We start from the raw sequence: 20,033 nt of genomic DNA on the forward strand, positions 1-20,033 counted from the left end.
TTAATATAGCTACTTCTTTCTAAAACATAGTCTTCATAAGCTGGCATCTTATCTTTACTGCCCAAATATAATGCTATATCATTTAAAATTTTGGCTTTTGTATTTTCAACAGCATTCCGGTAGGTTAGTTCCAATTGGTTCAATGTTATCCCTCATTCAGTTAGACTTTCCAATTCATTATTGTTATTGTAACACTTCCCATAATAAATCATGAAAAAGGCCAATATTTTAAATTTTTTTATTGACAAATAGAGGAAGTGTTCATATAATTTATTTAGAATTAAGTTATCTCGAATTCAAATAAAATAAATTCAAGCGAAAATTAGGAGGAAACTAAAATGACAAATTCAAAATGGGCCCTTGATCCAGCACACAGCAGCGTTGATTTTTCTATCAAGCATATGATGATTGCGAATGTGAAAGGAACTTTTAATCAATTCGATGCAGTGATTGAAGCAGATCCTACGGACTTAACGTCAGCAAACATTCAATTTACAGTTGATCTTGCAAGCATTGATACACGTAATGCTGATCGTGATAACCATCTTCGTTCAGGTGACTTCTTTGATGTGGAAAATAACCCATCTATGACCTTCCAATCTACTAAGATTGTAAATAATGGTGATGGCGAATATGATGTAACTGGCGATTTAACAATTCGCGGAGTAACGAAAACGGAAACGTTTGAGGTTAGTTATGAAGGTACAGGTAAAGATCCATGGGGCAACGATAAGGTTGGCTTCACTGTTGAAGGAGCTATTAAGCGCAGTGATTATGGTTTAACTTGGAACTCTGCTCTGGAAACAGGCGGTGTCCTTGTAGGGGATAAGGTGAAAATTTCATTAGACGTTCAAGCTGCTAAAGCTTAATATAAAAAAGCGGGTCCAATTGGATCCGCTTTTTTAAATCTATTGTTCTGCTAAAATAACTGCAATCTTATCCTCGATTACTTTCCCCTTTGAACCGTTAACTAAATTATTTAAAACAATTGAAAATATAAGTCTTTCGCCGCTCTTCGTATCCACATAACCAGATAATGAGCTGACAGTAGAAATGGAGCCAGTCTTCGCCATTACTTTGTTTTGTGCAACAGAATTAATCATTCGATTTCGAAGTGTTCCTCCTACCATTCGATCAGTCGCCCCTGCAATAGGCAATGATGTCAAATAGCTTTCATACCATTCCTTGTCTTGAACAGCAAACAAGAGCTTGGAAATTTCATTTGCAGGTATTAAATTCACATGGGAAATACCAGAGCCATCTCTAAGAACGAGTGTGTTAGTGTTAATCCCTAATTTGATAAGCTCCTCTTTCAGCACTTCAATGCCTTTATCCCAGCTGCCTTCTCCTTTAACAACCTTGCCCATTTCTTTTATTATTGCTTCTGCATGTCCATTATTGCTTAATTTCATAAAAGGAATAAGTAATTCAGATAATGGCATTGATTGGTGACTGACTAATACATTTGCTCCCTCAGGTGCAGCTGCTGTTCGCACTTTCCCATTTAATTTTATTCCTTGCTCTAATAGTGATTGTTCGAATAAATCAAGTGCATAACCTGAAGGCTCCCATACAGCCATCCATTCTCTCGCTCTGCTCGCTTCTAATGGAATGGTGCCTTCAATAATAATATTATTTGTCCCGTGCTGACGTTCTATTGAAATGCTTTTCTTCCCGTCTTTGGCAACTGTTTTGGCGTTATTAATAATGTTTACATAATCCGTTTTTGGTTCTAGTGTAACAATAGGTTCTACACCTGTATTTTTCCCTGGATTTACATCAACAATAACGGTTCCAGCGTCATAATCTTCATTTGGTGAAGCCGTTAGAGCTGAAACTTGAGCTCCATAATAATAAGTTTCATCATTCCAAGTTAAGTCCATAGAATAGCGGATATCATCATACCACGTATCATCAGCAACTAAATCACCATGAATAATACCGATTCCCAAATCTTTAATCTTCCTTGCAAATTGATCGAAATCCGCTTTTAATAATGTCGGATCTCCTTTTCCTTTTAGATAGAGATTTCCTTGCAATGTTACCCCTTTTACAGAACCGTCAGTAAGCAGTTCAGTTGAGAATTTGTAATTTTCCCCTAATGTTGATAGAGCAGCTGCAGCGGTTAGCAGTTTCATATTAGAGGCAGGCTTTAAGCGAATATCTCCAATATGATCATACAGCAACTCTCCTGTCTCGGCTGATCGAACACTTACACCAGCTAGTGCTCCTTTTAAGTCAGGATCATTATTGAGGAGCTGATTTAGTTCCTGAACCAGTGCTCCTCCTTCTTCAGTTGCCTGAACGACCGGTTTCTCTGGGTTTATTTGAGGAACGATCGCTAGCATGAAAATCAATAAAAAACTAAGACTAAATTTCATTGGATTTTTCAATGATTTCAACACCTTTCTTCTATTTTATGTTTAATACAATTCTTCTTTGAAAGGTGAATCCCTCTATTTCCAGTATGAGGAAAAAGTAGTGTTTTTCATTCAATATTTTATTGTATTCTGCTAAATTGATCAGTATGAAATCAAACAGAATTTCAATAAATTTTAATAAAAATGAATTCTTGTAAAAGAGTAATTTTTCTCTTAACGCAACTAGCAAAGCTGTTATGGTATATGGAATAAGGAGAGTGATAGCACGAGTGTGCATAAAGAGATAACGAAGCATGTCAATAAACAAAACAAGCGGATTACTGAATTTATGGCTTTAAATCAGCAAAGGGAATATTATATTGAACAAGCTCTTCAACATTGCAGAGAAGGTAAACCCTTCACAGCAGATAAAATAAATGAAGTGACAGCGAGGATTAACGACCTAGCTAAACAGGGAATTATACCTGCAAGGAAGCATGTGACGATTGAAATAATTGAAGAATATGCAGGAAGAACGAAATAGTCTATTTGATGTAGAGAAAAAGGAAGGTTCTATTTAGAAAAACCTCCTTTTTTCTTTTAATAATAGTTAAGGTTTGGTTCATACAAATAAAGATTTAGATCAATCGTTCCATTCAGTTTAAATTCTACCCCTTCACTCTCTAAAGAAAGTCTTTGAACTGAATAATGCTCATCATCTTTTAAACCAATTTCCCCTTTTGAATTGATCACACGATGCCAAGGAAGTTGATGTTTTTTGCTCATGGAGTGCAGAATTCTTACTACTTGCCTTGCCCCTCTCGGACTGCCTGCAAGCTTCGCAATTTGCCCATAAGTCATCACTTTTCCAGCTGGGATATTTTTAATGATAAGTATGGCTTTTTCCGTAAACGTTTCCACTTGTTGATCTCCCTTTGATTCATTTCATAATTAAGATAGCAGCTTAGGCAACTCAGAATAAATTTGAATAATCTCCTCTATTTTCATTCGAACTAACCCACTAGATGACGGTGCAACAAAATCAATTGTGCCGGGAATTACTGATTCCTCTTGCTTCCCCCAAGGAATGGACTTTTTCTTGCTAAATTCCTGATAAACTCCCTTTCCGACAAAACAGACAATCTTCGGTTTATAATCATTTATTTTTCTTAAAAGCTCGATTCTACCTGCTTCATATTCTTCTTTCGTAATTTCATCTGCAGCCTTCGTTGGTCTGGGCACAATGTTTGTCATTCCATAACCTAAATCTAGCACTTTATAATCCTCGGTTGCAGCAAATTTCCTTGGGGTCAAACCTGATTCATGAAGAATTTTCCAAAAACGATTATTCGGATTGGCAAAATGATGGCCGGTTTCTGATGAACGGATACTTGGATTAAAGCCAACAAATACTAGATGTAGGTTTTCTTTTAGATGATCATTTATTGGTTTCATTTCATACACCTTCTATCATCAATGAATTGTATTAATCATTAAATGATAGCATAATTCAGGTTTTATAAGAAATTGATGAGATAAAAAAAAGCCTGAAATCAGGCTTTTCAATTAGATATTATATTGAGTTTACTATGAATGTTTTAAATTCCTGTTCAACAATAGTTGCCAAATGCTCGGGAACTGTCAAATATACAAGACCATTTCCTTCCAGTTTCGGTGAATATCCTAAAGGAATCGTTCTTCTAATTAATTGTGCAAAAAGCTCTGGCTCAGAAAGCTGCCGTTCAAAATACTGAAAGGATAAATTTTTTATTAAAGCAAGCGCACCTGAGACATGGGGTGCAGCCATAGACGTGCCGCTTAAAGTGGCATATTTTCCATTCAAAAAGGTTGAAAGGATTTCTTCACCCGGTGCTACTAAATCGATTTCATTGTGGGAATTACTAAATTCAGATGATCGGCGCTTTAGATCTATCGCTCCTACGCTAATAACTTCATTATAAGATCCAGGGAAAGCAAATTCGTCTGTAGCGTCATCCCCATCTCCCTCATTCCCAGCGGCACAAACAACGAGAATATTATTGTTTACCGCATTTTTGATGGCTTCGTGAAGCTCTGGCACATCATTTGGGCCCCCGAGTGACATCGAAATAATATCAGCTTTTTGTTCAATAGCGTAATGAATGCCCTTAATAATCCAGTCATATTGACCAGATCCATTTTTATTTAGTACCTTTACGATCAGCAAGCTTGCATCTGGTGCTACACCGATCACTCCATTATTATTCTCGACTGCTGCAATCGTTCCAGCTACATGGGTTCCATGCCCATTGTAGTCCATGAATAAATCTGGATTTCCTTTATCATCATTTGTAAAGTTTCTTCCGCCAATAATACGGTCTTTAAGATCAGGATGAGTTATTTCACAGCCTGTATCTAAAACCGCAACAGTTACACCTTTTCCCTTCGTATCTTTCCAAATCTTTGGTGCTTGAATTAATTCAACCCCTTTCGGAATTTCATTTGCCCCATCTGCTAGATTCATCAGCTTAAAAGGAATAACACGAACTAAATGCTCCATTTCTTTCCCTCCTTAAGCGTTACCGCTTTTATTAGAGATAAATTTGAAGCCGGTTCTAGGTGTTAATAACATTTTAATAATTCTGAATTCAATTTAATAGATTCGTTTGGACTGTTTTTGCATAGTTTTATTGCCATTAGTAGGAGTATTTACTTAGTTTTAACTTTTAGATTTAAAAAAATTAATTAATCTAACAGGCAGTATGCCTAAACAAGCTAAATTACTCTTCTATTTCGTTTAGAGGAGAATTTCCAATCGTTCCGGTTTGGCGAATCTTAACGTCAATTTCTACGGTCACTGGCATCTCCGAAAATTTTTGGCCCCATTCTTTTTTTACCTTTTTCCAATAGGCAGGATCAGAGCGATGGAGTGCTTCTCCAAACCCAAAAACATCAGATTGAAACTCCTTTTGGGTAACTTCAATGGCAGATTGAATGCTTTCCTTAACGTCTTTTTCACTTATCTTTTCTAGATCATAAATAGTTTTGGTTTTTTTTAAGTCAAGGCCACGACATTCAACGTCAGCTACATTCCCTTCTATCTGAACTTTTATACTGCCTTTTGGTTCTCCGTTTTTAACCTTCGCTTTTATATCAGCCTTTGTCCTCATTACCTCTATCCCTATTTTTCCTGTTTTTGGACAAGGAATCACGCCAAGGGTGCTTTTCACTTTTCCTGTTGCATAGTGAACGGCCCTACTATCTTGATCATTTAACCAGCCAATTAGTTTATCATTATTAAATAATGCCATTTCATTGTATTTCAGTATAGTAGGAGCGCTGGTAACCTCTATATTCTGTTTCGTTTCTCCCGTTTTCACATCTCCTTTAAGGGTGATTCCAGTTAACACCGGGTCAATCCCATCACTCACTAAGTCTGTTATAAGCTTATCTAATGTTACTGTAACAGTAGGTGCCCATGCTTTCTCTGCAGACTCAAGGGACGAGAATAATTGATTTGAAGGTATATCTTCTAATTGGGTTAAAACTTTTAAAACATCTCCAGCTTTAGAATCTTTTGCTACAACGATATAAAAATCAGTTCGCAGCTCTGGATCCCTTGATAGAAAGTCTAACGCCTTACCTATCCCTTCTTTTGCAAATTCTTCCCCTAACACTAAAATCCGCTGGTGTGCAAAATATAACTTTCGAGGTGATTCTGTTGTAATTTTCCTGATTGCCTGAAATATTGTCTCGCCTTTCTCTTGATAAACGACTACTGGAGTTTTCCCTCCGCCTCCTCCCTTTTTTGCGATTTCTCCTGGAATTACGACTTGTGCTGTCACCACAAATTGATCTTCTGATTTATCAATTCCCATCCCCATCACGATTGCGAGCTCATTTAATTCTCTTCGATTCCAGCAGCCAGAAAGAATGATGAGGAAACTAATCAATATGATCATAATTAGAATATTTCGTTTCATCAGTAACCTCCTAAATCTTTCATAATAGTTATATACTCTGCGAATCATGGATTTTTTAAGCAAAATAAGTACAAAATATTTATAGAGGAGTTTCCTGCCATTTCAACAATAAATTAGAAATAAGGATGGGAGTCTCATTATGGGATTTTTCAAACAATCAGCAAAAAAGCAAAGACCAAACCGTATCTCAGCTGCACAAAATAAGAAACAACAAAAAGAGGTTCAAAATAATAAATTAAACGAGAGTGTAGCTGGAAATATTCAAAAAATTAAAGAAACGCTTGGTAACAGTGATGATATTATCACCCGTGAGATTCGCCTCGGCAAAGAACAAAAAATAAAAGCAGGAATCATTTATACGGATGGATTAATCGATAGTACAGCAAATCAAAACTTTATAATGGAATCTTTAATGCTGGATTTGCCGCAACTCAATATTGATACTACAGAATTTGAAGATCTCCTTATTTATTTTAAAGAGACAGTGCTTACAGTTGGAGAAATCTCAGATGTATCAGACTATAACAGCTTGTTTGATTCTCTATTATCAGGGCATGTCATTCTCTTATTCGAAGGATTTTCAAAAGGTTTTGCGGTAGGAATGAAGGGAGGAAAAGAACGCAGCGTTTCAGAACCAACGAATGAAAACGCAATACGCGGACCAAGGGAGGCCCTGACGGAAAATATACGGACGAATACCGCATTAATTCGCCGAAAAATTAATAATCAGAACCTATGGCTAGAGACGAAAAAAATTGGAAAACAAACAAAGACGACGGTTTCGTTCATGTATATAAACGGAATTGCAAATGATAAAGTAGTGGCAGAAGTAAGGAGTCGCCTTGACAAAGTAAATATTGACAGCATGTTAGATAGCGCATATATAGAAGAATTAATTCAAGATGAAACGTATACACCTTTTCCCACCATTTATCATACAGAACGTCCAGATGTTGTTGCAGCAAGCCTTTTAGAGGGCCGTGTTGCCCTTCTTGTTGACGGGACTCCCTTTGTGCTATTAGTCCCTGCCTTGTTCGTTCAATTTCTCCATGCTCCTGACGATTATTATAACCGGGCTGATATTGTGACTCTTATTCGGATGCTTCGGTTTGTTGGGTTTTTTATCGCTTTGTTAGGCCCTTCCCTTTATATTGCGATTACAACTTTTCATCAAGAGATGCTGCCGACACAATTATTAATCGGATTAGCAGCACAACGAGAAGGTGTTCCCTTTCCAGCTTTCGTTGAAGCGTTAATGATGGAGGTTACCTTTGAAATATTACGGGAATCTGGATTGCGATTGCCAAAGGCGATTGGGCAAGCCGTATCGATTGTCGGAACTTTAGTGATTGGGACAGCAGCTGTAGAAGCTGGGATTGTTTCTGCTGCCATGGTTATTGTCGTCTCAATTACAGCCATTTCAAGCTTTATTGTTAGCTCGTATAATTTGTCCATTTCCATTAGAATGCTGAGATTTCCTTTCATGGCATTAGCAGCTTCGTTCGGTTTATTCGGATTGATCATCGGATTGATCGCTCTTACACTTCACTTATGCAGTTTAAGATCTTTTGGGATTCCTTTTATGTCCCCATTTGGTCCATATATTCAAGAAGATCAAAAGGATGCAATCTTGCGCTTACCAAGATGGGGTTTATTTTCGCGCCCCCGTTTAATCAGTCAGAAAAATATAAAAAGAGATGAGTCTCAAGCTCCGAAGCCCCCAGAACAAAATGAATAAATTGCCTTCGGTGTTGAAAGGACTTTTTAAAGCTATGATTTTCTAAAAAAACAATGAATGGGTATCTTTTACAACTGAGGGGAGCCTGCCTATGTTAATGGTTATTGGGATTTTTGTTATAGCCATTATTATTATTGCTATTGAAGTACCTTATCTTAAAAAAAATAAGTTAAAGAAAGAAAGCTGGGTATTTTCGATTTTGCTGATAATTGGTGTTGGATTAAGCATTGCATATAATTTACATCTCTATATTCCAAACCCTTTGCAAGGGCTTGCTGTTATTTTTAAGCCATTTAGCGATTTTGTTAATGAACTGCTGATATGAATCTAGGTGATAATGATGCTTGAAAAGGGAAAAATATCGGTTCGGCAATTTAGAGTGTTAGTGATCTTTTTTACGATAGGGACGAGTATTTTAGTAACCCCATCATTCTTAGCTTCTTATGCACGGCAAGACGCATGGATTGCAGTCATAATTAGTATAGGGGTTGGGCTATTATTTGTATGGTTATTTACTGCGATTGCCGGCTTTTATCCTAATCTGAACTTTGTACAAGTCAATGAAAAAGTTCTCGGTAAATGGCTTGGGAAAATAATTTCTCTTTTGTTCCTTACAATGCCATTCGTCTATACGGTAGAACTTTTATTTTATTCGGGAACTTTTATTACAGTAAACCTCATGCCAGAAACACCAATAGAAGTGTTGCATATTATGTTAGCTGTTATTTTAGTAATGGCAGTACGTCTTGGACTGGAAACATTTTCACGCACTGCGGAAATCAACATTATTGCCTTTATTTTGCTTTTTTTAATGTTACTATTTGTTGCACCACAAATAAAGTTAGAATACATTCAACCTGTAATGGAAAACGGTATAAAACCTTTATTTCTGCCAGTTTTACATTTACTTGATGTTAACTATTTTAATGCGGTTGTGTTATTAATGATATACCCTGCCTATGTAAATGAGCCGAAAAAAGCGCAAAAATCATTTTTTATTGGTACATTAATAGGAGGTTTTGTCGTTCTTGTTATTACATTGTTATCTACAATGGTTCTTGGTGTTGACACGACTATTAGAAATTTATATCCGGGGTATGCATTAGCCAAAAAAATTAACATAGGCGGTTTTTTGCAGAGAATTGAAGCCGTCATAGCATTTATGTGGATTATGACGACCTATTTTAAGATGCTGATTTATTTTTATGCGACTTGTTTAGGGCTTGCTCAAGTATTAAATTTAAAGGATTACCGGCCAATCACTCTCCCTTTAGCTATGATCGCCGTTGCTTTTGCTTCAATAATGATTCCAAATGTTGTAGAACAGCAAAATTGGGATAATGGAATTAATCTAGTTTTCTCATTAACAATTGGAGGATTTTTACCTCTATTCATATTAGGAGGAGCATTGATTCGAAAAAAATTTACGAAGGAAAGTTCAAAAAATGTAATGTGAGTGAAACTTAATCATTCGCTTACAAGGTATTTAAGGGACTATGGACCGCCCCCTGTCCCTTAAATACCATGTTCAAAGCAATAGTGGTTGACTAGCTCTTCAATGAAGTTATGTTCAGGGAATTTTCCAGAAAACTCAAATAGAATTTCCTCAACGAATTTTCCATTTTTATAAACATGGATGGCTCCATCCTGATTAACGACACTATATTCAGCTTGAAATTGATATCCATTTTTTTCAATAGCACCCATCTATGTCATCTCCTTATTGCAATTTTCCTTTAGTATGAACTCAATTCTAAAAATAAATCGGTTTTAAGTTTTGCAGGCAATTTATTTTATAAATTTGCAAATTAAGAATGCCAAGTTCACAAAAAAAAGAGCCATTTAGGCTCTTTCTCAATCGAATTTTATGCTTCTGTAACTTCAACTTTCTCCATAACATCGCCATTTTTCATTTTTAATACCGTGTCCAAACCTGAAGTCACTTTTCCAAAAACAGTATGAACTCCATTTAAATGTGGCTGAGGCTCATGAACGATAAAGAATTGACTTCCCCCTGTATTGCGTCCAGCATGTGCCATTGAAAATGACCCCGCTTCATGCTTATAAGGGTTGCCTTCTGTTTCACAATTAATGGTGTAGCCTGGGCCACCTGTTCCTGTTCCATGCGGGCATCCGCCTTGACTTACAAATCCAGGGATTACACGGTGGAAGTTTAGTCCATTATAATAGCCTTCATTTGCAAGCTTTTCAAAGTTTGCAACTGTTCCAGGTGCTGCATCTGGATATAATTCAAACTCCACTTTTTCCCCATTTTGCATTAATATGTATCCTTTTTTCGACATAAAATCATCTCCTTCTGTAAAAATCAATTCCTATCATACCATTATTGATAACCTAAATAAAAGTAATTGATGCTTTTTGTTTTAACTAAATAGTTCAATAAATAATACTAAAATAAAAATGATTAATCCATAAAATGATACATGCAGAAAAATGGTTGTTAGACCAAATTTAAAATCTTCAAGATTTATCCCTCTTCTACGGATTCTAGGCCGCATAATATCACCATCCTTAATTAAATATTATCCATTTCTAACTATTTTGACAATATTCTACCAAGAATAAAATAAGAATTGTAAAGCAGAAGTCTCCTAGACGCCTTTAAAACTTTTTATTCATCTGTTTTTGCTTGTTCATGATCTCATAGGATTTTTCTATTATATCCGACAAAACATCTCCTTTATAGATCCTGCCAACCTTCATGTTTTCTTGATAATATTGGACAATTTCATCCAATTTTCGAGAGGTTTCTTTTGCTATACGGACATTCAGTTGAATTCTTTTATCAGCAGTCATAGTGCGAATGTGCCTCCTGTTTGAAAGTGTTATAGCGAATGCTATTTGTTTGCTAGCAGTTTGATATCGACTATTATCAAATTGCTAGCAAAGCTATTTTGATTATACCATTAATAAAATGAGAGTATTCTTTCCTGTCGAAAAAAAACGGGTTTCCCCGGTTTTTGAATTCTATTTATTCATCATGCTTTTCCATTTCTCTTTAAGGAACTCCCCAAATTGTTCTAGCTCATGCACACCATCCATAAGCTTCTCTTTCCATATTGGAAGCTCTTCTTTAATTTTTTCTGCGGAATCCTTAATCGTCTTTTCAACTTCTTCCTGAAACTCTTTTTCGGTCATCTTTTCATTTACAGATTTCGTGGAGAATTCTGCTTGTTCAACATAGGGGATAGAGTTTTCCATAATAGATTTAAATAATGGGACAACAGTTTTGGAGCTGCTGCTTGATAGATAATGTTCCCGATCTGTTTGATCATAGCCAAGCCATACTGCCCCAACTAAATTTGGAGTATATCCAACAAACCATTGATCCTTTGTTCCGTTTATATCTTTATAAGGCAGCTGAGTGGATCCCGTTTTTCCCGCCAGCTGGACGCCATTTATTTTTGTTCCTTTTCCTGTTCCGGATTCAACGACATTTAGAAGCATCGATGTCATTTGATTGGCTACGGTTTTTGAAGTTACTTTCACTGTTTTCTTCTTTCTTTCAGCAATCACGTTACCTGTCGGGCCAACAATTTTTGTAATTAAATGTGCATCTTTTCGTTTTCCCCCGTTTGGAAATGTAGAATAAGCCTCAGCGAGCTTTAATGGGGAAATTCCTTTGTGCATGCCGCCCAATGCAATACCTAAATACTCATCTTCCTTTTCTAAAGGAATTCCGAAACGATTCAGCGAATCAATTCCTTTTTCAAGACCAATTTGATCGAGTAGCCAAACGGCAGGAACGTTTAGAGACTCCTCTATTGCTTTATACATTGGAACTTCACCGGAATATTTCTTTGACGCATTTTCTGGTTTATATTTTTCAAAGGACATTGGTTCATCCTTAAGCATGGATGTAGCCTGATAGCCTTCTTCAAGTGCAGGAGTATAAACAGCTAAAGGCTTTAAGGTTGATCCAGGCTGTGCTTTAATATGTGTGGCTCTGTTAAAGCCTCGGAATACATAGCTGCCTCTTCCGCCTACAAGTCCTCTTACACCGCCAGAAGCCGGGTCTAAAAGAACTGCTCCACTTTGAACAAGCACTCCATTTCGTCCACGTGGAAATAAATAGTCACTTTCATATACCTTTTCGAGCCCTGACTGTAAATTTTGGTCCATTTCGGTATATATTCGGTATCCTCTAGTAAAAATTTCTTCCTGTGTTAAGCCATATTTATGAATGGCTTCATCTAAGACTGCATCAACGTAATATGGATATTTTCTTTCGATAAAGCTGCCTTTTCCTTCATTTAATTGGATCGTTTCTGTGATGGCTTTTTCATATTCGTCACCGCTTATCATGTCATGTTCTTTCATTTTTCCAAGGACAACATTTCTCCGCTCTATTGCTCGGTCATAATTTCTGAACGGATCTAGTGCAGAAGGCGCCTGTAACAATCCAGCTAAAAGGGCAGACTCACTAATAGTTAAGTCCTTTGCCCCTTTATTGAAATATTTATTGGATGCCTGATCAATTCCCCAAGCGCCGCTGCCAAAATAAACTTGATTTAAGTACATTTGCAGAATTTCGTCCTTTTTGTATTTCTTTTCAATTTCAACAGCAAGGAATAATTCTTCAATTTTTCGCTTATACGTTTTTTCAGATGAAAGCAAAGCATTTTTCGTAAGCTGCTGGGTAATCGTACTGCCTCCACCTGTTATTCTGCCGGCAAAAATATTCTTAAAGAAGGCTCGGGCTATTCCCTTCACATCAAACCCATTATGCTTGTAAAATCGTTCATCCTCAATTGCAACAACAGCATTTTTGACATAGTCAGGCATTTCTTCAATGGCAATCCCTTCCGAACGATTCGTTGCCAAGCTGCTTGCGACTTCCTCATTTTTATCGTATATGACAGTTGATTGCTTTAAACCTTCCTTTAAAGTTTCAACATTTGCGGTTGCCGCTATAAAGGCAAAGAAAAGGATCGTTCCTAATATAACCGTTAGTATAACTAACATCGCTATTTTTGTTATATGCTTATTACGCCAGAATCGTCTAATTGCTTCCCAAAATGGTTGTAATTTTTCCATTATATCTCCCTACTTACTAGTTGAATGCTTTTTTATAAGCTTCAAATATTATACAAATTTAACGATTATTTCGCAAAGATTCTTCCTTATCATGGGGATTGCCAATGTCAGTGAATTATGTTATAGTCTATATTGCGATGAGCTAATTGCGTAAGACGGATTGACACTCCAATTTTGGAATGCACGATGTGGCGTGCAGTCAACCGCCGCAATACGTAAAAGGATGCCTATATGGCATCCTTTTTTAATTAATAATAATATTATTTTCCAAATAGACCCAGTTTTGCGGAAATAGAAGGCTTAATTGCCAAAAAGTTAAACCTAATAAATGATATTGATCAATCAATTTATACTTTTCAGCAAAGCTGCGAATATCATCAAACCATACAATATGCCTTTCTGAACCCTTCCAATAGTTAAAGCTTGGAGTAGATGAGTTGAGATCATAATTTATAAGAGCACCTGATGAGATCGCTAAATTTTGTGCATTTAATTGAGAATGTGCCTTTGTTAAGTTGTCAATTACCCTCCAATCATAACCATATAAAGGCAAAGCCATTTGCAGTTTTTTGGGGTTGATTAAGCTGATGGAATATTGAATGACGTCCTCTATCCACCATATAGGTGAAACAGGATTTGGCGGTCCTGTTGGATACCCATAATCTATCGTCATGACCGCAACAATATCTGCCGCTTTCCCAATGGCTGAATAATCATAAGCGCCGACTATCCGATTTTGCGGGAGGTCTGCTGTTTTCGCATGAACGTTTACATGAAGAATTAAGGGGCCAAGTGCTGTTTTTAATTCATTAAGAAAGGTATTAAAATCCTGCCTCCTTGGCGGCGGAATAAACTCAAAATCAATGCTTACTCCTCCATATCCCTTGTCCGTAATAAAATTCATCAAACTATTAATTAAGTTCTTCCGATAGACAGAATTTTCTAGTACTTGACCAATTAACTCTGGACTAAATTTCTGATTTGCAAAATTTCTGATCATCAATAAAGGAGTAATTTCTAATCTTTTACTCTCTTTAATCACTTGTGTATCATCTACAGCTAAATATGTGTATCCCTCATTTGTGAGTGAATAAGAGACGATGGCTAAATAAGAAATCTCTTTAGCTACTTGTTTTAAAATGGGGATAAATGATTGAGGAGAAAAGGGAATAATGAACCCGAGTGTCTGCATCGATAATTTCAAAGGAGAGGGTATATTTATTTTTTGTCCAACAACTAGGTTATTTGACTGAATACCGGGATTAGCTGAGAGGATAGCATTTATATTAGTTCTGTATTTCTGTGCCAATCCCCACAATGAATCGCCTTTAGCTATAATCTTTGATCTAATAGGTAATGCTTGATCAGGGATATAAAGGGCTAATCCGGGAATAATGATTCCATTAGCAGACAACCCGTTTACATTGAGTATTGATTGAATTGGTACATTATATCGCTTTGAAATTGCCCATAGGGAGTCTCCTCTTTGGACGATGTGAATAGACATTATTTACACACCTCCTAAATTTTCACCTGTACTATCATATGGTGTTCTTGCAAATAAATAGTACAAATTATATAGATAAAATTAAGCCAATTCCTACTGAAATTCACTTGTATGTTAAGCTTATTTTTCAAAAACGTATAAAATACCGTTTTTAGGGTGACTTATTTTTGGCCCTTTAAATCCTCTTTTAAGTAATTCCTTCCGCATAAATATCATTAAGGCTCCATGGCTAACTATCAGTACATGTTCATTTCCAGCAGAAAAGACCTCATCTAAGAATAAATTAATCCTTTCTTTAACAGCCTTAACTGAATCCTTTTGCGAAGGATGGTTGAATAGCCAGGCAAGCCGGACGAGAACTGCCCATAGCTGATAGGGAAGTTTAATATTGGCTTGAATAATTGGATATGCTTTAACCTCTCTTAATTTCTCGGTTTTTATTATCTTACCTACAAAGATTGCATGAGCTGTTTTCTCCGCTCTAGATAAATCACTTGAATAACACGTTTCCCATTCCAAGTTTTGAAGATCGGTTTCACCCTTTTCAATGTCGGATAAATCATAGTCCTCAAACCATTTTGATAGTTCTGCGGGAGTCATCCAAGTTTTTTCCGGTATAGCATTTTTTACTTTGAAATGCCTAACGAGACCTATTTTCAATTTTTCCTTCTCCCTAAAATTTTTAAAAAATGCTAAGCTGTCTTTCTTTAAAGGGTATCTTAACATGGAAAAACACTCCGTGAAGGAGTGTTTTTCAGATGCATAATTTGGCAGACCTACACTTGGAGACCATAATTCCGGCATAACGCTGCTAATCCACCAGAAAAACCGCTGCCGATGGCATTAAATTTCCAGTCGTTTCCGTGACGGTATAATTCACATATAACTACCGCCGTTTCAATTGAGAAATCTTCACCTAAATCGAAACGCAATAATTCTTGATTATTAGAATCATCAACTAATCTTACAAAAGCGTTTGAAACTTGACCAAAGTTTTGCTGTCTAGTCTCAGCATCATGGATCGTCACTGTAATGCCAATTCGATGAACATGGGAAGGGATTTTAGTGAAATCAACAACCAGCTGCTCATCGTCCCCATCCCCTTCTCCTGTACGGTTATCTCCCGTATGAACGACAGACCCGCTTGGATGTTGAAGGTTATTATAAAAAACAAAGTCGAGATCATTTTGGCAACGATTATTTGCATCTACTAAAAAGGCAGAAGCGTCTAAATCAAAATCATGTCCACCCTGATATTTATTCGTATCCCATCCAAGTCCAATGATCGCTTTTGTTAAACCAGGATTAGTTTTTGTTAGGTCAATTCTTTGTCCTTTTGCCAATTGAATTCCCATCATAAACCCTCCCTGAAATAAATGTTTATTCAATTGGGAGTTAGAAAATAATTTCCATTCCCTCTTGTTTTATTGAAGATTAATGGGCTTTAGGACCCCTTATTCTTTAGCCAACCTGTAATCCGAAGTCAGTCGCAATTCGTGCTAGACCGCCTTGGTAACCTGAACCAACAGCAGAGAATTTCCATTCACCATTATGACGGTATAATTCCCCAACTACAATCGCTGTTTCAATTGAAAAATCTTCTCCTAAGTCATAGCGAATAACCTCTTCATTAGTTGCTTCATTGACAATTCGGGCAAACGCATTGGAAACTTGTCCAAAATTCTGCCCGCGGCTTTCAGCATCATGAATCGTAATAACGAAAGAAATTTTTTCAATGCTTGCTGGAACAGCACTTAAGTCCACCTTTACTTGCTCATCATCACCGTCACCTTCCCCTGTGCGGTTATCTCCAGTATGTACAACAGACCCATTGCCGCCTTCTAGTTGATTATAAAAAATAAAGTCTTTATCAGATGCACATTTACCAGATGCATCAAGTAAAAACACACTTGCATCTAAATCAAACGCTTGTCCCCCGTCATATTTATTTGTGTCCCAGCCAAGGCCAACAACAACCTTTGACAGACCAGGATTTGTTTTCGTTAAATCTACTTTTTGTCCTTTTGATAAAGAAATAGCCATTTAACCATCATCCCTTCACTCTAAAAATTATTAGAACTTCCTGCTAGAGGAAGATTCATCCAAGAAACAAAACTTCATTTAAAAAAATTATTACCCTTTCTATCCAAGTGTATCTTCTTGGCCTTAAAACGTAAACCAATTTAACTTATAGATGTTCAATTTTATTGTACTAGATACAACGGGCACTGACTACTTTAATATAATTAAATTTACCATTATTGTAAATTTAGAGGAGCATAAACTCAAGGGATATTAATGGAGACCATTCCTATCCAATAGATTATCGCCTATTCTTGCCACCCTTTTCCTATATAGTACATAGCATGTAAATAATGCTGTTTGTATAAATAGCAGGAAAATAAAGGAGTGTTTTTCTTGGGTTTATACACAAATAGTCAGATTGTACCCAATCTGTTTAATAAGAAGCATCAACTAGAAACTCAGTCTAATCAAGATTCCTTTCGCCTGAATTATCTTCAAGAAATTCTTCATGAGCAGAAATTGGTTAATCATCAGTTGACAGATACGTATGAGAAAATGGATTTTCAAATATCCGAATCTTTAAAGGGCATTAATCATAATATCCAGCGTACAGCATCTAAACATAATTACGACCTTGTCAGATTGATGGATAGATTGGATGAGCAGGATAACGTGATACTTCAGTTTTTAGAAGTTATGAATTCTCAGGAAACCGCAAACCAGATTATTATAGAACGATTAAATGAGCTTGAAGGAAGGAATGCTATCATATTGGAAAGCCTAGAAAAAGAAAGCTTAATTAATCAAGCTGTTCTTGATCAAGTATCATTTCAGCACGCCTCAACTGAAGCATTGACTGGGAAAATTGGCCAATTCGAATCATTTTCACGTGATTTAACAAACCAATTAAACAAACAGGAAAACGTGTATGAAGAATTATCACAAAAACTCGAGGTGCATGAGGTATTTCATAAGACCGTTATGGAACGGCTAGACGAACAGGAAGCAATCGTTCAAAAAATATCGAGGCAGCTTGAAAATCTGCGTTCCTCCTTATATGAAAGAACATCCTTTATAAGTGAGAAGATAGAATCAGGCTTCAAGCAATTGCTGAAACCGGTCCAAAGCTATTTCATCAAATCGGGAGAAAAGGATAAAACAAAAAATTAGCTTATATAAAATAAAAAAAGGAAGGTGCTAAACCTTCCTTTCCCATCCATTTACAAATTGACCACGGGTAATTCTATTGTAAATGTTGTCCCTTTATTTAGTTCACTTTCAATATTGACTTTCCCCCCATGACTTTCAATGATGTGAAAGCTTACCATTAGTCCAAGTCCATTCCCTTTTTTCTTTGTTGTGTAAAACGGCTCACCAATTTTCTTTAGTTGTTCTGGTGGAATACCAGTTCCTGAATCAGTGATAGAGATACGTACATATTCATTATTTTTATATGTATTCAAGATTAGTTTTCCGCCATTTGGCATAGCCTCAATTGCGTTTTTAATAAAATTTATAAAAACCTGCTTTAAACGGTACTCATCACAATGAATAAGTATTGTATCGTCACTGCATTCAAAATGAAGATGAATTTGTTTATTTCTTATTTCTAGCTCAAATAAAGATAAGACATTCTTCATAATCGGAATAAGGTTTTTTTCTTTGAGTTCAACAGATTTAGGCTTTGCAAGAAGCATAAAGTCCTCAACTATATGATTCACACGTTCAATTTCATCAAGGATAATATCGAAATACTCCAGCCGCTCTTTATTCGTTTCATCCATTTGAAGAAATTCAGTATACCCTTTCATAGAAGTGAGAGGATTACGAATTTCATGTGCCACACCCGCAGCAAGCTGTCCAACGGCAGCTAGTTTATCTTGTCGATGAAGGATCTCTTTCGTTTTCTTCGTTTCAGTAATGTCATTTCGAATGGCCAAATATTGATACGGCTTACCTTCTTCATCTACGAACGGAATAATCGTTGTATCCACCCAATATAAGGTTCCATCCTTTGCCACATTTCTAATTTCACCTTTCCAGACTTCTCCTCGTCTTATAGTTGTCCAAAGTTGTCTAAAAAACTCTTTAGGATGATGTCCGGAGTTTAATATTGAATGGCTGCGACCAATAAGCTCGTCCCTATCGTATTTGGAAATCTCACAAAACTTTTCATTAACTTTCGTAATAATACCTTTTTCATCAGTGAGAGCAACGATGGAAGATTGATCAATGGCAAATTTAATATCGCCAACTTCCTTTATTTTATCATTCAAGTGTGCTTCTGTTTCTTTAAGAGCTGTAATATCGTTTCGGATTGAAACATATTGATAAGGCTTTCCATCATTGCTTAGGAATGGAACAATTGTAGTCTTTACCCAATAGTGTTTTCCATCCTTAGCCAGATTGCGTATCTCCCCTCTCCAAATTTTCCCAGAAGAGATAGTTTCCCAAAGAATTTGAAAAAATTCAGGAGGATGAAAATTAGAGTTTAATACACGATGAGTTTTCCCTAATATTTCTTCCTTCCCATACTTCGATATTTCAATGAATTTATCATTTACATACGTAATGATCCCATTAGCATTCGTAATGGTTACAATCGTAGATTCATCCAATGCAGCTTCAATATCACGCAAATAATGATCACTATCAGCTAATCTTTTGCCAACTACAGTTCTTGAACCAATTAGCCCGCTTAAAATAAGTAAAGTAATAAAAAAAACAAAATAAATTATATATGATTTAGGATTAGATTCAGCCTGGGAAACATTTTCTCCAAAAACACTTGAGAATGTCCGTAAAAGCAATAAATATCCCTCAATAATGGCAGCAGTTATAATGACAGCACTAACTGGCTTAATCCAAATTTCATTAAAAGGAGACAAACCCTTTGAGAAAAACAACATCCATAAAGAAAGGACAAATGAGCTATAAATAAGCATGATCGAAATAATAAATAAAACTGGATTGAATTGAATGTTCATGCTCATTGCATATAAGCCAGTGCTATGAATGGATAAAACCGCGACAGTCATAAAAAAACTGCTGATCCATAATTGCCTTGCTTTAATCTCCTTATCAATAATTCCGTAAAACGCGATACCTGTAAAAATGATCCCTGAAAGTAAAGATAAAATGGTAATAAGCACATGATAATTACTTGACCCATTTATATTTACGGCAAGCATGCCGATAAAATTCATTATCCATAAACCTACACCAAGCGAAAACGTTCCTCCTAAAAATAAAAACTTCCGATTACGTTCTGCATTTTGAACGAGTGAAAATAAATCTAAACCAGTATAGGAGCAAATAAATGTTAGGATTATGGCCACAAAAATTAACATCGGATTCATTATATTAAAAATCTGCAGCATGAA

General features: G+C 36.2%; 21 protein-coding genes. 6 read left to right on the forward strand and 15 right to left on the reverse strand.

Annotation, left to right across the window (positions count from 1 at the left end):
* Positions 1 to 338: 338 nt before the first annotated feature.
* Positions 339 to 869 carry a YceI family protein gene (locus tag V7127_RS24915; protein ID WP_335345442.1) on the forward strand — a complete coding sequence of 177 codons (531 nt, stop codon included), beginning with the start codon at positions 339 to 341 and terminating at the stop codon, positions 867 to 869.
* Positions 870 to 908: 39 nt separating this feature from the next.
* Here V7127_RS24915 and dacB read toward each other — a convergent pair whose 3' ends face one another.
* Positions 909 to 2,393: a D-alanyl-D-alanine carboxypeptidase/D-alanyl-D-alanine endopeptidase gene (dacB, locus tag V7127_RS24920; protein ID WP_335490816.1), complete on the reverse strand. Its 1,485-nt coding sequence runs from the start codon at positions 2,391 to 2,393 to the stop codon at positions 909 to 911.
* Between the two features lie 259 nt (positions 2,394 to 2,652).
* On the opposite strand from dacB, the gene V7127_RS24925 reads away from it, so the two are divergent.
* The gene (locus V7127_RS24925) at positions 2,653 to 2,904 is read left to right on the forward strand and encodes a DUF2533 family protein (protein WP_335490818.1); all 252 of its coding nucleotides are present in this window, start codon (positions 2,653 to 2,655) and stop codon (positions 2,902 to 2,904) included.
* Between the two features lie 56 nt (positions 2,905 to 2,960).
* Here the strand turns inward: V7127_RS24925 and V7127_RS24930 are convergent, their stop codons facing one another.
* The 4 genes from V7127_RS24930 to V7127_RS24945 form a co-directional block, all read right to left on the reverse strand.
* The gene (locus V7127_RS24930; RefSeq protein ID WP_335345445.1) at positions 2,961 to 3,281 is read right to left on the reverse strand and encodes an MGMT family protein; all 321 of its coding nucleotides are present in this window, start codon (positions 3,279 to 3,281) and stop codon (positions 2,961 to 2,963) included.
* A gap of 30 nt (positions 3,282 to 3,311) precedes the next feature.
* Entirely contained in the window at positions 3,312 to 3,815 is a 504-nt protein-coding gene (mug, locus tag V7127_RS24935) for a G/U mismatch-specific DNA glycosylase (protein WP_335345446.1), read from the reverse strand.
* Positions 3,816 to 3,933: 118 nt separating this feature from the next.
* The gene (locus V7127_RS24940; protein WP_335345447.1) at positions 3,934 to 4,899 is read right to left on the reverse strand and encodes a S8 family peptidase; all 966 of its coding nucleotides are present in this window, start codon (positions 4,897 to 4,899) and stop codon (positions 3,934 to 3,936) included.
* Positions 4,900 to 5,119: 220 nt separating this feature from the next.
* The gene (locus V7127_RS24945; protein ID WP_335490820.1) at positions 5,120 to 6,322 is read right to left on the reverse strand and encodes a Ger(x)C family spore germination protein; all 1,203 of its coding nucleotides are present in this window, start codon (positions 6,320 to 6,322) and stop codon (positions 5,120 to 5,122) included.
* 139 nt (positions 6,323 to 6,461) lie between these two features.
* On the opposite strand from V7127_RS24945, the gene V7127_RS24950 reads away from it, so the two are divergent.
* From V7127_RS24950 to V7127_RS24960, 3 genes are all read left to right on the forward strand, one after another.
* Positions 6,462 to 8,060 carry a spore germination protein gene (locus V7127_RS24950; RefSeq protein WP_335348208.1) on the forward strand — a complete coding sequence of 533 codons (1,599 nt, stop codon included), beginning with the start codon at positions 6,462 to 6,464 and terminating at the stop codon, positions 8,058 to 8,060.
* A 91-nt stretch (positions 8,061 to 8,151) separates the two neighbouring features.
* Positions 8,152 to 8,385, forward strand: a complete 234-nt coding sequence (locus tag V7127_RS24955; protein ID WP_335348209.1) for a hypothetical protein — start codon at positions 8,152 to 8,154, stop codon at positions 8,383 to 8,385.
* 12 nt (positions 8,386 to 8,397) lie between these two features.
* Complete coding sequence (locus V7127_RS24960; RefSeq protein WP_335348210.1) at positions 8,398 to 9,516, forward strand: GerAB/ArcD/ProY family transporter; 1,119 nt, start codon at positions 8,398 to 8,400, stop codon at positions 9,514 to 9,516.
* Between the two features lie 59 nt (positions 9,517 to 9,575).
* Here V7127_RS24960 and V7127_RS24965 read toward each other — a convergent pair whose 3' ends face one another.
* From V7127_RS24965 to V7127_RS25005, 9 genes are all read right to left on the reverse strand, one after another.
* Positions 9,576 to 9,767 (reverse strand): YbxH family protein, encoded by a 192-nt coding sequence (locus tag V7127_RS24965; RefSeq protein WP_335490823.1) that lies wholly within the window; start codon positions 9,765 to 9,767, stop codon positions 9,576 to 9,578.
* Between the two features lie 158 nt (positions 9,768 to 9,925).
* The gene (locus tag V7127_RS24970) at positions 9,926 to 10,363 is read right to left on the reverse strand and encodes a peptidylprolyl isomerase (RefSeq protein ID WP_335354101.1); all 438 of its coding nucleotides are present in this window, start codon (positions 10,361 to 10,363) and stop codon (positions 9,926 to 9,928) included.
* An 81-nt stretch (positions 10,364 to 10,444) separates the two neighbouring features.
* Positions 10,445 to 10,579: a hypothetical protein gene (locus tag V7127_RS24975; RefSeq protein WP_335344210.1), complete on the reverse strand. Its 135-nt coding sequence runs from the start codon at positions 10,577 to 10,579 to the stop codon at positions 10,445 to 10,447.
* Between the two features lie 103 nt (positions 10,580 to 10,682).
* Complete coding sequence (locus V7127_RS24980; protein ID WP_335344211.1) at positions 10,683 to 10,877, reverse strand: hypothetical protein; 195 nt, start codon at positions 10,875 to 10,877, stop codon at positions 10,683 to 10,685.
* A gap of 171 nt (positions 10,878 to 11,048) precedes the next feature.
* Positions 11,049 to 13,118: a transglycosylase domain-containing protein gene (locus V7127_RS24985; protein ID WP_335354102.1), complete on the reverse strand. Its 2,070-nt coding sequence runs from the start codon at positions 13,116 to 13,118 to the stop codon at positions 11,049 to 11,051.
* A gap of 244 nt (positions 13,119 to 13,362) precedes the next feature.
* Positions 13,363 to 14,625: a glycosyl hydrolase family 18 protein gene (locus V7127_RS24990; RefSeq protein ID WP_335490825.1), complete on the reverse strand. Its 1,263-nt coding sequence runs from the start codon at positions 14,623 to 14,625 to the stop codon at positions 13,363 to 13,365.
* A 120-nt stretch (positions 14,626 to 14,745) separates the two neighbouring features.
* Positions 14,746 to 15,429 carry a histidine phosphatase family protein gene (locus tag V7127_RS24995; protein ID WP_335490827.1) on the reverse strand — a complete coding sequence of 228 codons (684 nt, stop codon included), beginning with the start codon at positions 15,427 to 15,429 and terminating at the stop codon, positions 14,746 to 14,748.
* Positions 15,402 to 15,980, reverse strand: a complete 579-nt coding sequence (locus V7127_RS25000) for a TerD family protein (protein WP_335347923.1) — start codon at positions 15,978 to 15,980, stop codon at positions 15,402 to 15,404. Before V7127_RS25000 ends, V7127_RS24995 begins: the two co-directional genes overlap by 28 nt.
* Before the next feature lie 106 nt (positions 15,981 to 16,086).
* Positions 16,087 to 16,668 (reverse strand): TerD family protein, encoded by a 582-nt coding sequence (locus tag V7127_RS25005; RefSeq protein ID WP_335347918.1) that lies wholly within the window; start codon positions 16,666 to 16,668, stop codon positions 16,087 to 16,089.
* A gap of 375 nt (positions 16,669 to 17,043) precedes the next feature.
* Between V7127_RS25005 and V7127_RS25010 the strand changes: the two genes are divergently transcribed.
* Complete coding sequence (locus tag V7127_RS25010) at positions 17,044 to 17,820, forward strand: hypothetical protein (RefSeq protein ID WP_335354103.1); 777 nt, start codon at positions 17,044 to 17,046, stop codon at positions 17,818 to 17,820.
* Positions 17,821 to 17,870: 50 nt separating this feature from the next.
* Here the strand turns inward: V7127_RS25010 and V7127_RS25015 are convergent, their stop codons facing one another.
* On the reverse strand, positions 17,871 to 20,030 hold the full coding sequence (locus V7127_RS25015; protein WP_438824062.1) for a PAS domain-containing protein: 2,160 nt from the start codon (positions 20,028 to 20,030) through the stop codon (positions 17,871 to 17,873).
* Positions 20,031 to 20,033: the final 3 nt, after the last annotated feature.

It is taken from the genome of Bacillus sp. JJ1773 (assembly GCF_036962035.1).
Lineage (GTDB): Bacteria > Bacillota > Bacilli > Bacillales > Cytobacillaceae > Cytobacillus.

What these genes read in the sequence shown, in the direction of transcription:
- V7127_RS24915 (WP_335345442.1), top strand. Translation starts at nt 339, where the DNA reads ATGACAAATTCAAAATGGGCCCTTGATCCAGCACACAGCAGCGTTGAT.
- mug (WP_335345446.1), bottom strand. Translation starts at nt 3,815, where the DNA reads ATGAAACCAATAAATGATCATCTAAAAGAAAACCTACATCTAGTATTT.
- V7127_RS24940 (WP_335345447.1), bottom strand. Translation starts at nt 4,899, where the DNA reads ATGGAGCATTTAGTTCGTGTTATTCCTTTTAAGCTGATGAATCTAGCA.
- V7127_RS24945 (WP_335490820.1), bottom strand. Translation starts at nt 6,322, where the DNA reads ATGAAACGAAATATTCTAATTATGATCATATTGATTAGTTTCCTCATC.
- V7127_RS24950 (WP_335348208.1), top strand. Translation starts at nt 6,462, where the DNA reads ATGGGATTTTTCAAACAATCAGCAAAAAAGCAAAGACCAAACCGTATC.
- V7127_RS24955 (WP_335348209.1), top strand. Translation starts at nt 8,152, where the DNA reads ATGTTAATGGTTATTGGGATTTTTGTTATAGCCATTATTATTATTGCT.
- V7127_RS24960 (WP_335348210.1), top strand. Translation starts at nt 8,398, where the DNA reads ATGATGCTTGAAAAGGGAAAAATATCGGTTCGGCAATTTAGAGTGTTA.
- V7127_RS24965 (WP_335490823.1), bottom strand. Translation starts at nt 9,767, where the DNA reads ATGGGTGCTATTGAAAAAAATGGATATCAATTTCAAGCTGAATATAGT.
- V7127_RS24970 (WP_335354101.1), bottom strand. Translation starts at nt 10,363, where the DNA reads ATGTCGAAAAAAGGATACATATTAATGCAAAATGGGGAAAAAGTGGAG.
- V7127_RS24975 (WP_335344210.1), bottom strand. Translation starts at nt 10,579, where the DNA reads ATGCGGCCTAGAATCCGTAGAAGAGGGATAAATCTTGAAGATTTTAAA.
- V7127_RS24980 (WP_335344211.1), bottom strand. Translation starts at nt 10,877, where the DNA reads ATGACTGCTGATAAAAGAATTCAACTGAATGTCCGTATAGCAAAAGAA.
- V7127_RS24985 (WP_335354102.1), bottom strand. Translation starts at nt 13,118, where the DNA reads ATGGAAAAATTACAACCATTTTGGGAAGCAATTAGACGATTCTGGCGT.
- V7127_RS24990 (WP_335490825.1), bottom strand. Translation starts at nt 14,625, where the DNA reads ATGTCTATTCACATCGTCCAAAGAGGAGACTCCCTATGGGCAATTTCA.
- V7127_RS24995 (WP_335490827.1), bottom strand. Translation starts at nt 15,429, where the DNA reads ATGCCGGAATTATGGTCTCCAAGTGTAGGTCTGCCAAATTATGCATCT.
- V7127_RS25000 (WP_335347923.1), bottom strand. Translation starts at nt 15,980, where the DNA reads ATGGGAATTCAATTGGCAAAAGGACAAAGAATTGACCTAACAAAAACT.
- V7127_RS25005 (WP_335347918.1), bottom strand. Translation starts at nt 16,668, where the DNA reads ATGGCTATTTCTTTATCAAAAGGACAAAAAGTAGATTTAACGAAAACA.
- V7127_RS25015 (WP_438824062.1), bottom strand. Translation starts at nt 20,030, where the DNA reads ATGCTGCAGATTTTTAATATAATGAATCCGATGTTAATTTTTGTGGCC.